At 39.4% G+C, this 14,000-nt stretch carries 12 protein-coding genes; 3 read left to right on the forward strand and 9 right to left on the reverse strand.

Going from position 1 to position 14,000, the window contains the following annotated elements; all coding sequences use genetic code 11:
• Window positions 1–11: 11 nt before the first annotated feature.
• The 6 genes from NCWK1_RS03820 to NCWK1_RS03845 all read right to left on the reverse strand — a co-directional run bounded on the left by NCWK1_RS03820 (window position 12) and on the right by NCWK1_RS03845 (window position 5,809).
• Window positions 12–404 (reverse strand): hypothetical protein, encoded by a 393-nt coding sequence (locus tag NCWK1_RS03820; protein ID WP_103123773.1) that lies wholly within the window; start codon window positions 402–404, stop codon window positions 12–14.
• A 167-nt stretch (window positions 405–571) separates the two neighbouring features.
• Window positions 572–1,540 carry a protein translocase subunit SecF gene (gene secF, locus NCWK1_RS03825; protein ID WP_103123774.1) on the reverse strand — a complete coding sequence of 323 codons (969 nt, stop codon included), beginning with the start codon at window positions 1,538–1,540 and terminating at the stop codon, window positions 572–574.
• Entirely contained in the window at window positions 1,537–2,949 is a 1,413-nt protein-coding gene (secD, locus tag NCWK1_RS03830; protein ID WP_096580078.1) for a protein translocase subunit SecD, read from the reverse strand. Before secD ends, secF begins: the two co-directional genes overlap by 4 nt.
• 173 nt (window positions 2,950–3,122) lie before the next feature.
• The gene (locus tag NCWK1_RS03835) at window positions 3,123–4,106 is read right to left on the reverse strand and encodes an alpha-ketoacid dehydrogenase subunit beta (RefSeq protein WP_096580075.1); all 984 of its coding nucleotides are present in this window, start codon (window positions 4,104–4,106) and stop codon (window positions 3,123–3,125) included.
• Window positions 4,107–4,450: 344 nt separating this feature from the next.
• Window positions 4,451–4,741 carry a helix-turn-helix domain-containing protein gene (locus NCWK1_RS03840; protein ID WP_103123775.1) on the reverse strand — a complete coding sequence of 97 codons (291 nt, stop codon included), beginning with the start codon at window positions 4,739–4,741 and terminating at the stop codon, window positions 4,451–4,453.
• Between the two features lie 174 nt (window positions 4,742–4,915).
• Window positions 4,916–5,809, reverse strand: a complete 894-nt coding sequence (locus tag NCWK1_RS03845; protein ID WP_103123776.1) for a hypothetical protein — start codon at window positions 5,807–5,809, stop codon at window positions 4,916–4,918.
• 113 nt (window positions 5,810–5,922) lie between these two features.
• Between NCWK1_RS03845 and NCWK1_RS03850 the strand changes: the two genes are divergently transcribed.
• Window positions 5,923–6,831, forward strand: a complete 909-nt coding sequence (locus tag NCWK1_RS03850; RefSeq protein WP_103123777.1) for a metallophosphoesterase family protein — start codon at window positions 5,923–5,925, stop codon at window positions 6,829–6,831.
• 121 nt (window positions 6,832–6,952) lie between these two features.
• Here NCWK1_RS03850 and NCWK1_RS03855 read toward each other — a convergent pair whose 3' ends face one another.
• Both NCWK1_RS03855 and NCWK1_RS03860 read right to left on the reverse strand, forming a co-directional pair.
• Window positions 6,953–7,339, reverse strand: coding sequence for a HetP family heterocyst commitment protein (locus NCWK1_RS03855; protein WP_103123778.1), 387 nt, complete (start codon window positions 7,337–7,339; stop codon window positions 6,953–6,955).
• Window positions 7,340–7,657: 318 nt separating this feature from the next.
• Window positions 7,658–10,801: an ABC transporter transmembrane domain-containing protein gene (locus NCWK1_RS03860; protein ID WP_103123779.1), complete on the reverse strand. Its 3,144-nt coding sequence runs from the start codon at window positions 10,799–10,801 to the stop codon at window positions 7,658–7,660.
• A gap of 598 nt (window positions 10,802–11,399) precedes the next feature.
• Between NCWK1_RS03860 and NCWK1_RS03865 the strand changes: the two genes are divergently transcribed.
• Entirely contained in the window at window positions 11,400–11,729 is a 330-nt protein-coding gene (locus tag NCWK1_RS03865; RefSeq protein WP_103123780.1) for a hypothetical protein, read from the forward strand.
• Between the two features lie 438 nt (window positions 11,730–12,167).
• Window positions 12,168–12,995 (forward strand): hypothetical protein, encoded by an 828-nt coding sequence (locus NCWK1_RS03870; protein WP_103123781.1) that lies wholly within the window; start codon window positions 12,168–12,170, stop codon window positions 12,993–12,995.
• Between the two features lie 67 nt (window positions 12,996–13,062).
• Here the strand turns inward: NCWK1_RS03870 and NCWK1_RS03875 are convergent, their stop codons facing one another.
• Window positions 13,063–13,794: a peptidylprolyl isomerase gene (locus NCWK1_RS03875; RefSeq protein ID WP_103123782.1), complete on the reverse strand. Its 732-nt coding sequence runs from the start codon at window positions 13,792–13,794 to the stop codon at window positions 13,063–13,065.
• Between the last annotated feature and the right edge of the window lie 206 nt (window positions 13,795–14,000).

The following is a 14,000-nucleotide window of genomic DNA, read 5'->3' on the forward strand; positions in this document are numbered from 1 at the left end:
TAACCCTAAATTTACCGAGAAATTAACTTCCACAAAGGATGAGTAGGCCCTTGCTGGCGAATGCGACACACTCGTTTTTCTAGGCGTTCTTTTTCCCGCTGTGGTAGTCCTATTAAAATATTGCGGCTTTGCCAAACTAAAACAGAAACAGTCATAGCGATACAAAAACTTAACCCCAGGGTAGACAGGGGATGAAATATGAGTCCATATCGCACTGCTACCCAGGTAAAATATTGCCGCCACAAAACAATTTCTGAGCGTAAATCCCAAAAACAAATAGGTGCGATAATCAGCCATAACAAGAACACAAACAACCATCGACCGTATACTGTTAGCTGATGTAGTTTTTGAACTTGTTGAGCAAAAGATGGGTCATTAATTGGCGGTTGTTCCGATTGATCCATAGCAGGAAAAAGTCATAAAGACACGGATGCAAATAGAGTTACTAATTTGAAATTTTGGATTTTGGATTGTTTTTTCGGTTTGAGCAGAAGCATAGAAGCAATCTCAACAACATTTGTAGGTTTGCTCACACTACACTATCGTCAATCTAAAATCCAAAATTGTTGAACTAATTATCAACTGAAGTATCCATTGTTTCGCTGCTGGTGATTAAGGTAGATTGACCTGTACGTTCTCGCCACCAAGCGAGGAGAGTACTGGCAATAAAAATGCTGGAATAAGCCCCCATTGTGAAACCAATGATTAATGCTAGGGAAAAATTTCTCAGTGTTTCGCCGCCGAAGAAGAAGATCGCCGATAAAGTCAACAAGACAGTTAAGGTTGTGTTGATTGATCTAGCTAAAGTTTGATTGACTGCATCATCGACAATTTCCGCAATTGGGCGTTGAGGATGAGTTTTGATGGTTTCCCGGATGCGATCGTAAATAACCACTGTATCGTTGACAGAGAAACCTGTAATGGTCAGTAGGGCGACGATGAAGAGGCTATCAGCTTCGATACCTGCAACTAAACCCAAAAGTGAGAAAGCTCCTACCGTAATCAAGATATCGTGGAACAGGGCGACGATCGCAAAAATCGCATAGTCCAGTTGAAAGCGTACGCTCATGTAGAGCGTAATACCCACGAAAGAAATTACTAGGGCTAAAACCCCTGAGCGAAACAATTCTGCACCTAAAGTTGGGCCGACAGAATCAATTTGATTTTTTTGGGGGTCAAAAGCACCTATTTTATCGCTTAAAGTTTTTTGTAATTGAGTGCGTTGGTCTACACTTAAATCTTTTGAGCGAATTAAGATGCCATTTTCGCCCACAATTTGAATGCTACTATCACCAATACCTTGGGTTTTAGCGACTTCCCGGACGCTTGTGATATCAATTGGTTTATCGCAGTTACCTGGTTTTGTACAATCGCGTTCAAATTGTAAACGTGTACCCCCAACAAAATCTAAACTTGGACGCAGAGGGGCGTGAATTGCTGGGTTACTCCAAGAAATTGCCATCGAAATGATGCCAGTGAGGATGATAACACCAGAAATAATCCACCACAGCGATCGCGATTTATTAACACTCAGTTTCATTTAGCCACCTCAGCCTTATTCGACACTGGCACGTTAGGACAGTACAATTCTGGTTTTCGCAAACTAGGCAGGGAAATTGCCAAAAATAAGAATGTCCGACTACATGTGATTGCAGTAAACATACTTACTGCTACCCCCAAAGCTAAGGTTAAAGCAAAACCTTTGACTAAACCTGACCCCAACCAGAATAAGGCAGCACAAGCTATCCAAGTAGTCACATTACTGTCTAAGATGCTGGAAAATGCACGGTAAAAACCTGATTCTACAGAACGGTATAAGGATTTACCTGCTTTTAATTCTTCCCTTGTGCGTTCAAAAATTAACACGTTGGCATCTACAGCCATACCAATACTGAGAATAAACCCAGCAATTCCTGGCAGCGTCAAGGTAACACCCAACAGTGCAAAACAAGCCCAAGTCAAAAGTGAGTAAATTACCAAGGAGAAGTCAGCAATTAGTCCTGGTAGTCGATAATACACCACCATGAAAACTAATACCAAAGCCAAACCACCAATACCAGCGTAGATACTGCTTTGAATGCTATCTTTACCTAAAGTTGCGCCGACAGTCCGTCTCTCGGCTATTTCTACGGGTACAGGTAATGCGCCGCCTCGGAGTTGTACACCTAAATCATTGGCTTGTTGTGCGGTAAATCTACCTGTAATTATTGCTGCACCACCAGTAATACCATTAGCAGCAAACTCTGGCCCGACTACCGGCGCACTGATGAGTTCATTATCAAGAAAAATTCCAATACTGCGACCTGTCCCAGCTAAGTTTTTGGTAATTTCGGCGAAGAGTTCACCACCCTTTTGGTCAAAGCGAATGGCTACATTCCAATTATTAGCTTGAGTTGGTTCACCATAGGCATCCTTGAGGTATTTGCCATCAAGTGGCGGCTTGGTGCTATCGAACAATTCTAAGATTGCTTGATTATTTTTCTGTAATTCTTCTTGATTTTTGGTAATTGCAGCTTGATCTTTGCTGCTACGTAATTCTTCTTGTTTCGCTCTTAGTTCGGCTCTTGAAGACTGAAACGCAAACAATTGAGTTTCTGTACTTGGCTTTTGTTGGCGAAATTCTAACTGAGCAGTACCACCCAAGACTCTTTCTGCTTGTTCAGGATCGTTTACCCCTGGTAGCTGGACGAGAACTTTGTCTGTACCGACTGTTTGAATGATTGGTTCCGAAACACCGAGGCCGTTAATTCTACCTTCGACAACTTTTTTGACGGCTTCTAATTCACGTTGAGTAATTGTGGGGATTTCTGCTGTTGGCTTCACCTGAATTGTCAGCTGAGAACCTCCGCGCAAGTCCAATCCCAAAGGCACAGGAATTTTCACAATCGCCACTACAGCGGCGATGATGAGGACAAAAATTAAAGCTAATAGCGATCGCTGTCTTTGCATACCATAACTCGCAACTGACAAACGCTATAATAGCGTTCTTTGATTGAGTTACGGCAGGGAGCAGGTAACAGGGAATAGGGGACAGGTAACAGCGGACAGGGTTGAAAGTCCCTGGGGACAAGGAAAGTATGAAGGATGAATTTCATACTTCATACTTCACACTTCACACTTTTTTAGACTCGCAATGCGACCATTTTTTGTACAGCTTCAACAATTTGCTCTGGCTGAACAATGGTGAGACGCTCCAGAGTACCGTTGTAAGGTGTGGGGATATCTTGAGAAGATAGACGCAATACAGGTGCATCTAATTCATCAAATAAGCGATCGTTAATAGAAGCGGTTAATTCTGCACCAATACCCCCAGTCCGCATACACTCTTCCACAACAATCACTCGGTGGGTTTTGCGGATAGATGCGCCGATGGTATCAAAATCGAGGGGTTTGAGAGATATTAAATCAATGACTTCAGGGTCGTAACCTTGTTTTTCTAAAGGCTTTACGGCTTGCATCACATGATGGCGCATCCGTGAGTAAGTCAGAATTGTGACATCTTTACCTTGACGCACTACCTCAGCTTTATCCAAGGGTAAGAGGTATTCTTCTTCTGGTAAATTTTCTTTTAAGTTATACAAAAGTACGTGTTCAAAGAACAGTACGGGATTATCATCACGGATGGCTGATTTTAGTAACCCTTTGGCATTATGGGGTGTGGAACAAGCGACAATTTTTAACCCTGGTACAGCTTGGAAGTAAGCTTCGAGACGTTGGGAATGTTCTGCACCTAACTGTCTACCTACACCACCAGGGCCGCGAATCACCATAGGAATTTTAAAGTTACCGCCGGAAGTATAGCGCAGCATCCCGGCATTGTTAGAGATTTGGTTGAAGGCTAAGAGCAGAAAGCCCATGTTCATACCTTCAATTATCGGTCGCAACCCAGTCATGGCCGCCCCTACTGCTATACCAGTAAAGCTGTTTTCGGCGATGGGAGTGTCTAAAACCCTCAAGTCACCATACTTTTTGTATAAGTCTTTGGTGACTTTATAGGAACCGCCATAATGTCCTACGTCTTCACCCAGCACAAATACACTGGAATCACGCGCCATTTCTTCGTCAATGGCTTCCCGCAGAGCGTTGAAAAATAATGTTTCTGCCATTTAAACCTTTGTTCCGACTGTTGTTTTAGAATCTTATCGCGCTATCGTGGCAAATACCGTTAGCGATCGCACTAGTACCACTTTGCGGAATTCAAAATTCAATGTGCTGATAATTATGAGCTTTTAATTGATTTTGAATTGTATTTATTTATATTTCCGCATTTTTAACCTACACTCCCAATCATTTGCCCACATCATAAACTTTCACTGCTAAATATATGAGTCTTCCATCAATGGAGATTAACGACTCAATAGTTCAGCAGTGGTGACGTACTAGATTTGTTTACCTAAGCGATCGCCATAAACTAGATCTTATCAGGGGCTATGCTACACTTCGCAGACTATCAGGTGCAAACTGGCGTATCTGTCACCTGAGCTACTTGATTATCAGGAAAGCGTTTTGGTCTTCCAGGTTTACGTTTATGGCGTTGATTAATAGATTTCTCGCTGGCAGCTGCTAATTCTTCTGGGGTACATTTGAACAAACGTAAAGCTTCTAGATATTTTTTGGGTGTCATTGTTGGTTCAGTACGCCCAGCTTCCCAGTTACGCACACTGGTTTCACTGATTGCAAGCCTGAAGGCTACTTCTGCACGGCTAAGTCCAGCACGCTCTCTCAGGACTTGCATATCCATAGTTTCATGCTCCTCTTAAAAATAATTTTGAATTTATTTATTAAATCGATTGGCGTTTAAGCCAATTGCAAAGAATTGAATTTATTAACTATCTTATTTTATAAGCGATCGCTAAACCTCTAGCAAACGAGGTATAACATTCATAATATATAGAGTTTAAATATACAAAGAATCTCACCCTGAAGTTGAAACAGGAAAATTGGCGATGCGTCGTTTGAAAATAATAATCTGCTCTCCGACAATTGGATTTCGGGCGATTAATTTGTCTTGAGAATCAACAATTTGTAAATGACTAAAATTTAGTTCTTGAGAACGTTGTAATATTTCTGATGCTAATTTGTCTTGTTGAGATTCTTTAAGGGTATACCAATCGTTATTAATTTTAATAATTAGATTGCTAGTGCGAAAATTAGCTTGAATTGACTGTATCAGACCAGAAGCGACGCGATCGCTAATTTCTGCTACTTGATTCTCAATAGCCGCAATCAAAATTTGTTCTGGTGTTAATACTACTGCGGGTGTTGGCGTTGGTTCTGGTGTGGGAGTTACTTCCCGTTCCGGTTCCGGTGTAGTTTCTGCTGACGGTTCTGGTGTCGGTGTGAGAGTTACTTCCGGTTCCGGTGTAGTTTCTGCTGACGGTTCTGGTTCCGGTGTAGTTAACTCTGGTGGAACCGTTGGCGTAGGTACAGGAATCTCTTCAACTGGGGGAATTGTGGCTATCTCCGTCGGTTTACTAGTAAAGACACTAGAAGTTGTCCAAATCAAAACCACAGTAATTCCAGCAATAATTCCTGTTAAAGCTGTGTCTGATAACTGTCGAGAGAAATTTACTGGTAAGAAAGACCGAATTCCAGCTAATAGTCTACGCCAGATTAGCTGTAACTGCTGCCAAACACCCGAAGTTTCGCCTGTTGCAGATGACTCAGCCTCCAGTTTTACCACGGCTGTTTCCAAAACCCCAATTGTTCCCCGCAGAATTCGGATAATGGCCGCCTTCCATATAGGTGGCTCTCTCTGGTAGGGTTCTTGAGGAGAAGGGGGTTGTGAATTCTGATTGTCTTGTGACATGGAACTTTCACCAAAAGCAGTACATGAGACTACTGCTGTCTCTTCTGCCCTAATGTATCACTTCATTGCACTTGGCTTCGGTTAAACTGACTATTTATTGAATTTGGTGAGTTATGAACTGGAAACGCCGTCAATTTTTATTCTTAGGAAGCTTGGGAGCCATTGGTACAGGAATTCTCGGCTGGAGATTAGTTCGTCAAAATAGCTATACCGATGATTCTGTAGCAATAGCAGGTAAACCAGCGAAAAAAGACTTACTATTGCGTTTTGTCTCTGTGGCAGATACAGGGACTGGTGCCAAAGGACAATATGCTGTAGCAGAGGCAATGAATTTTTATCACAAGCAAAATTCATACAATTTAGTAGTTTTAGCTGGGGATAATATTTACAACAACGGCGAAATCGAAAAAATTGGTGCAGTATTTGAACGTCCTTATCAACCTTTACTAAAAAAAGGTGTCAAGTTTCAAGCTTGTTTAGGTAATCACGATATTCGGACTGATAACGGTGAATTACAACTGAAATATCCTGGTTTTAATATGCAGGGAAAACGTTACTATACATTTCGCCGTAATCAAGTGCAGTTTTTTGCTTTAGATACTAACAATAATGCTGATTGGAAAAAGCAACTACCTTGGTTAGAGTTAGAATTGAGCCGCAGTGATGCATCTTGGAAAGTTGTATTTGGTCATCATCCAATTTATGCTTCTGGTGTTTATGGTAGTAACCCAGCTTTTATTCAGGCTTTTACACCTTTGTTTCAAAAATACGGCGTGCAACTTTATATTAATGGTCATGAACACCATTATGAACGTACTAAGTCTATTAATGGCACAACTTACTTAGTTACTGGCGGTGGTGCTGGAACTCGTCCTGTAGGTCGTTCTGAGTGGACTGAGTATTCTGCTTCTAGCTTGAGCTTTGCAGTTTATGAAGTGTATCCAAATAGAATAGAAGTTAAGGCTATTGGTACTGATAAGCGTGTTTTTGATCAGGGGATTATTCCGATTAAAACTGTCTAATCAAAGCAGTTAATATTATTGCGACTTTTAATGCAGGATAAATTAACAGGGAAGGTTTGAGGAAAATATCAATATTCTTCCCTGCTATTTTTTGATATTAGTTTTGTAGCTCTTTTCTTTTTTAGGGATAAAGTTTAGCCATATTTGCTTTTAAATAAAATGGTACATTGACACCTTGAATATTTTCTTGTTTTTTGATAGGTGTATCTAGATATTTTGCATTATGCAAATTTTGAGTTTTTTCTTGGTTGTCAGTAATATTATTTGAGACATTCATAGCATTTTCTAATTCTAATTTTGCAGCCATAAATTGACTCTGCTCTTTTATTAAACGGCTGTAAGTTCTTTGCGGAATAAAGTGGAGTGGATTATAGCCAACAAAACGCAAAATTAATACACAAGCCCAAGAATATCTACCCTCACTAATAGCTTCGATTACTTGCTCTAATTGTTCATGAGTAATCAAACTGTGAAAGTTTTTTTGAGAAGAAGGCATCTGGTAGTTCATGGCTAACCCTGTAATGGTGATTAACGAGAAGTTAGTAAGGATATTCTGTCTGGATTTTGACGTTGTCTGAGTTGCTGGAAATTCAGATTAAAAAGCCAGATATTATGTCAGAATTTTGCCTAATGAATAGTTACCTACTACACAGAATACTCTTTAATTTGTTGTAAATTGAGCCAAATTGGCACTTTTTCTGAGAGACAATACCAAATATCTTGGGTTAAAATTGAAAATATAAGCCGCTCCATACCTCGTAAATTTTTACTGAAATTAGATAGTATGGAGCATATATAATTCTTAAAAACAGCAATTTACTAATTTTTATGTATCAATTTGCTGCTTTGTAAGATGATAGTAGAGTCCTTGAATTGCTATAAGTTCTTCGTGAGTGCCTTGTTCAGCAATAACGCCTTTGTCTAGTACGATAATGTGGTCAGCATGACGCACAGTTGAGAGGCGATGAGCAATAATAAAAGTGGTACGAGCCTCTTGCACAGAAGTTTTGCTGACGCAACTAATGCGGCGAAGATTTTGTTGAAAACGTCGCTCTGATTCAGTATCTAGAGAACTGGTAGCTTCATCTAAAATCAGAATGCGAGGATTGCTTAAAATAGCACGAGCGATCGCAATTCTTTGGCGTTGTCCCCCAGAAAGACTAGAACCGCGTTCGCCGACTTTGGTGTTGTAGCCTAGGGGTAAAGTTTGAATAAATACGTGTGCTTCTGCCAGCTTACTAACTTCAATTACCTGTTCTAAACTATACTCTGGACGATATAAGGTAATATTTTCGAGAATCGTCCCAGAAAATAAAAAGCACTCTTGCGGTACAACGCCCAATTGCCGACGCAAAGATTGAGGGGAAACATGGCGGATATCATGCCCATCTACTAAAATTTTGCCACTAGTAGGATAATATAACCCCTGCAATAGATTTACCAATGAACTCTTGCCAGAACCGCTACGACCAACAATGGCAACAGTTTGACCAGACTGTACTTCTAGGGAAATGTTTTGTAGGATATTGTGATCGTCATCTGCACTATAACGAAAAGTCACATTTTCAAATCTTACTTCTCCTCGGAGGTTCGGTAGAACCAACATGGATTTTTCCGCAGTTTCTTCTGGTTGAGTGCTAAAAATATCATCTAACCGCTCTACGGAAACTAGCACTTCTTGAAATTCATCCCAAAGATTCACTAGTGATAAAACAGGGCCAATTACGTTACCAATCAGCATATTGAAAGCGACTAATTGACCTATGCTGAGTTGGTCTTGAATTACTAAGGTTGCTGAGTACCACAGTAATACTGTACTACCCAATGTATTAATTAATCCACTAATTACTTGTAAAGTAATCGCTAATTTCTGACCGCGAAATTTAGCATTGACTGTACTTGTAAAGTGGTCTTCCCAGCGCCATCGCAGTTCGCGTTCGGCGGCGGCGGCTTTGACTGTGGCCACGCCTGTGAGCATTTCTACCAGTGAAGAGTTTTGCTTGGCAGCTTCATTAAAAATTTCCCGCGATACCTGACGTAAAATCGGACTGGCAATTACTGTCAACAAAATAATCGGTGGTAATAGTGCCAGAACTAAAAAAGTTAATTGCAAGTTGTAATATGCCATGAGTCCGACATAGACAACTGCTGTTAGTGCATCAAGCCAAGCTGCAACTGCTTGTCGCGTCAGAAACACCTGAATTTTTTGGTTTTCTTGAACGCGGGTGATAATATCCCCTACGTGGCGAGTAGCAAAAAACTGAAGCGGTAAATTTAGGGTATGAGTAATAAAGCCAGTAATTAAACTCAAGTCTACTCGGTTGGAGAAATAGTCCAGCATATATTGGCGAATACTTCCCAAACCAATACGCCAGAGACTAAATACCAACGAACCGATGATAAAGACGTGTAAGGTGCTGAGACTTTTATGTACTACTACCTGGTCAAGAATGACTTGAGTTAACAGGGGAGTCACCAAACCAAAAATTTGCAGCAGCAAAGAAGCAACGATAATGGGTAGCAACAGTGAACGGTAAGGTAAAAATGCGCTCCAAAATCGCCTTAATGATGGTTTGGTAGATTGTACAGCTTGGAATTGAGGTGTAGGAGTTAGTAAGAGTGCGTATCCAGTCCAGCCAGCTTGAAACTCTTTGATATTGAGCTTTTTACGCCCAATAGCAGGGTCAGAAACAATAACGCAATTTTTCCGTACTCGATAAACAACTATATAATGGTCGCCTTGCCAGTGGGCAATCCAAGGATGTTTTTGATTGGCTATACGGTTGAGACTAGCTCGTACTGGCCGAGCTTGAAAACCTATAGTTTCTGCGGCGGTTGCTAAACTTCTGAGGGAGGCTCCGCCACGACCAACATTTGAGATATTTCGGAGAATATTGATACTAAATTTTTTACCCCAGTAATGGGAGATCATCGCCAAGCAAGCTGGCCCGCAATCAGCGGTACTTTGTTGCTGAATGAATGGGTAACGCTGTCCAAATAAGGGACGGCGTTGTTTACTAGGTAGGGGAAAGGTTATGAGATTAGACTGGGTTTTTGCAGATGGCTGTTGCAGATTGAGGCTAGGTTTAGTTGCGACAGAATTTTTGTGGCGTTGACGAGTAACTTTCGCTTTGTCTGCGATTATCTGCTCGGAAGATACTCCTAATAATTGCGGCGCAGTGGCTTTCGCTTTCTCCCATTGTGCGATCGCTAGTTTATAAATTACTAAATCAGTTTTAGCAATCCAATCATCTGGTATTGGCTCAGGATATCCCCAACTGTTACCGATACTGGGGAACAGTACTGAGGGATTTTCTAGACTGTGAATTTCGCCACTACGCAGCCAGAAACGTCCATCCTCACTGGGAGTAGACTGAGACAGTACTGAACCAGCACTGACTTTTACTTGCTCTAAGTAAGGTACAAATTCTTTGAGGGTATGGCTGGAAAGTTTGGGATGTGATGGCTGATCTTTGAGCTTCGGTACATCAACAGCCGTTTTGAAAAATAGCAGAGTTTGCCGAATCGTTGTTATGTGACTCAGGTAGTCTCGTAGTTGCGGTAAGCGATCGCACCACTGTTTGAGGTTGGCTGTGGGGATAAAAGCCAGCGTACCTGCACTAGCTGCGATCGCACGATAAGTTAAAGGTGCATCGGTAAACAGTTCATCTGCACCATAAGTTTCTCCAACGCCTAATAATGAAGTTGCTACTTCTTTTTGTAAGGTTGCATTCCAGCTGACTAGCCGCACTTGGCCTTGGCAAATGACATAACAACCAGGAGAATTTTCGGCTTGATCAACAAGCTCATCTCCGAGGTTAAAATCCCGGATTTCAAAGGCTGGAGATAAATTCCGCACTAACTTGTCATTGCCTGGCAACCAACTCAAAAGAATATCTGATAATAGTTGGCGATCGTCGCGCGGCTGTACTGAAAGGTTATATTCTTCATTTCCTAATACTTGTTTCATATTTTCTTAAAAGAATCTTCTTAAATACTTAAAAGTCATATAGGAATCCGACTTGATTATTGAAATTACTTGTGTAGATAGGGAACAGGGAACAGGAAAAGAAGTAACAGAGGTGTACTGAGTTTTTTTCTCCAATCAAATATGATTCCTATATTTCTTATATATAGAAGCAGTGGATTAACAACCATGCTTCCGAGATGATGTTAATAGTAATTAAATTTAGTAAAACAATTTTGTTTATTAATTTTAACTAATTACCATGAATATTTTTTTGCTTATCAGTCTGATTTATGTATTTATATTATTAATGCCTCAATATATACAAGCTTACTAGCAAGATATAATAGCGATTATTACTTAAAGAATATTGCCATTTTGGCAAAAATATTTCAAAAATAAGTTCATAAGTAATCTGAATTAACTGAAATAATAACTTCAATATTTAGCTAATTATTTTGTCGCCAAAATGGCAGTAATTTAGTCTAAACATATTGACTCTAATTAAAAATGCTTTATCTTAATTAATGTGACCAAACAAAAGTTGGTTGCAGCAAAAATTTCCAAGAATTAACTCCAAATTCATTCCCAGGAGAACACAATGATTATTTCTGATTTAGAAATTTTAGAAGTTGTTGAAGTTGCTAACGTTCAAGGTGGTATAGTAACTCGTGGCTACCTTCAAAACGATTTTGTTAATGTAAATTTCTCTTCCTTCAATCGCTTCCAGACTGTTGTTGTTGATCCTAGAACTGCTGGCAACTCTGCTGCTGCTGGTGCTAAGGGTGATGCTCAAAACAACAGAAGAAACTTATTTGGTTTCACTGATCCTACTTATTCCTACACCAAGGCTGATACCATAGCTGTAGCTGATTACTTAGGTGAATCCTTCTCTGGTAGTACTTCTGTTTCTGTAATTAACAGAGCTTAATAGCTAATTCAAGATAGGTTTTGAAAGCTGCTGCTTCTTACATTGTCATCTAATAATTTCAAGGAGAAGGTAGCAAAGTCACTATATTTCCTTGTTGAATTATCACAAAAGCAATGTAATGCCTATTTTTGAATTGACTGGCTAATTTATTAGGCTATTAGCCAAAAAATGCGTGTTCAAAATAGTTGCGTAGTAAGTGGTAAAGCTTAGAGACTTTTAACGTTTTTCCAAGAGTACTACTTACTACAAACTATCTTACATCATCAAAATTGATGAGAGCAGATTGCTAAGTGGAAACCACTGAAAACTCAAGATTTAAGAGTTATCAGTGGTTTTCTATTTCAAAATAATACTACCGATATATTTGTCGCATTTTTTAAACCTGGATATTAGGTTTTGAGGTTGTGCGATCGCTCTACCAGCTTCATTGAGGATTGTATGCAGAAATATTTGGGATTTACACACCAATTTTTATTACTTACTACATCTTGGTTAGCTAGTTCAGTTTTATTAACTTCACCTAGTCAAGCCGCCACTATTGCTTTGTCTCAAGGAAGGTTATTATTTACCAACATTAGTCAAAGCCCTACAAGCACTTTTACTAATACCGACACTAACGCTACATCAATTTTTCAAGGCGGTAATGTAGCTACTAATGCTGATGCGATCGCTTATCTGGGAACTACCCCACCAGTAGGATATAGTTTAACTTCCAGTCAAGCTTTTGGTGAAAACAACAGTTACTTAGGGATAGGAAAAAGCAAATCTACAATACAAGGTATTTTTAATGTAAATAACAATACCCATTTTTCTTTTAATTTCACAGGCGATTTAAATCTAGCAACTTTTACAACTAATACCAAATATGAGAAAGCAAGTGCTAGTGGAAATCTAGGTTTTGCATTAATTAATCTTGCTAATAACAATGTCTTAGATTATTTCCAAGTTGGCGGAAGTTTAACAACAGCAGGTAATGATAGTCTGACATATCAAAACAGTAAGAATGTCAAATTTGGTGCATTTACTATGTCTAACTTTGTGGGGCAACAAGAATTTACAACAACAGCTTTTTCTGGATATTTAAACCATTATTTTCCAAATCAAACTACTATAGCTTTAGTAGCATTCAATTCAACTCAATCTAGAGTTTCAGTGCCTACACCTTCTATGTTACCTGCGCTAATTTTTGGTTGGGGTGTAATTAGTATGGGACTAAAAAGAAAGCGGCAAAAAAGTAGAGAAACTTGCTTGGCAGAAAAAAAGTAGAATCACAGTATTAAATTAATTTTTTTCTGCATTAGAGGAGATGGCGATCGCCATCTCCTCTAATGCCTTAAGCATACAGCAGATAATTTAATTCTGCTGCCAACCATTCCTGAAACATTTTATTGATAATTTCTTGATGTCTTTCAGGCGTTAATTCAGTAGGCATAAAATTTTCTACCATGAAAATATAACTGCTTTGCTTGATTGCGATCGGGCCAAGTAATTCTTTTGGTTGGGCGTTAAATATGACTGCGGCTACATCTGGCTCAAAACTCCAACGGTAAAATTTGCCCTCATAACCACAGCGATTTCTGCGTGTTTCATCAACATCATAAATGTGAGCAGCTTCATAAAAGCTGAGTTCACCTTCTTCGATTTGATAGTAAATCTCTTGGGCTAAGTTTTGAGATGGTAAAACTATTTGATAAAGTAAAACCTGATCGTAATTAAGTTTATTTTCCCAAAAATATTTTTCTACTTGTTGACCAAATAAATGTTCAGCTAATTTTTTCTGCAAAAGGCTATCACGAATTCCTGCTTCCCAATCTTCAGAGGAAATTAGATTATCGGCTAACCATGCTATAGTTTCACTAGCTTTAACTAAACGTTTTTCATAACGTAGTCTCTCAGCTTCTATTTGAATTTCTTCTGGGCTTACTTGGACGTTTTTTTCTTCAGCAGCTTTATTAATAATTTTTTGACATAAGATGTGATTACATAATTCTCGGATTTGCAGATTATTTTTGAGATATGTAATAACTTCTGTCGGGGAAATGAATTTACCTTTAAATTCAATCATATAAAAAATGCTTTATATTTCTAGCATTCAAAATTTTGGGTTGTTGCAAATTTAACGTGAGTTCGATCAATGCTTTTTTGACCTCACCCCCAGCCCCTCTCCTACGAGGAGAGGGGTGTCAAACACTCATTTTTCATTGCTCCTCCCTCTCCTAACGGAGACGCTACGCGAACGCCTTTTATACCATTTCACTAAAAAAATGATAA

The sequence above is a fragment of the Nostoc cycadae WK-1 genome (assembly GCF_002897135.1).
Classification (GTDB): Bacteria; Cyanobacteriota; Cyanobacteriia; order Cyanobacteriales; family Nostocaceae; genus Nostoc_B.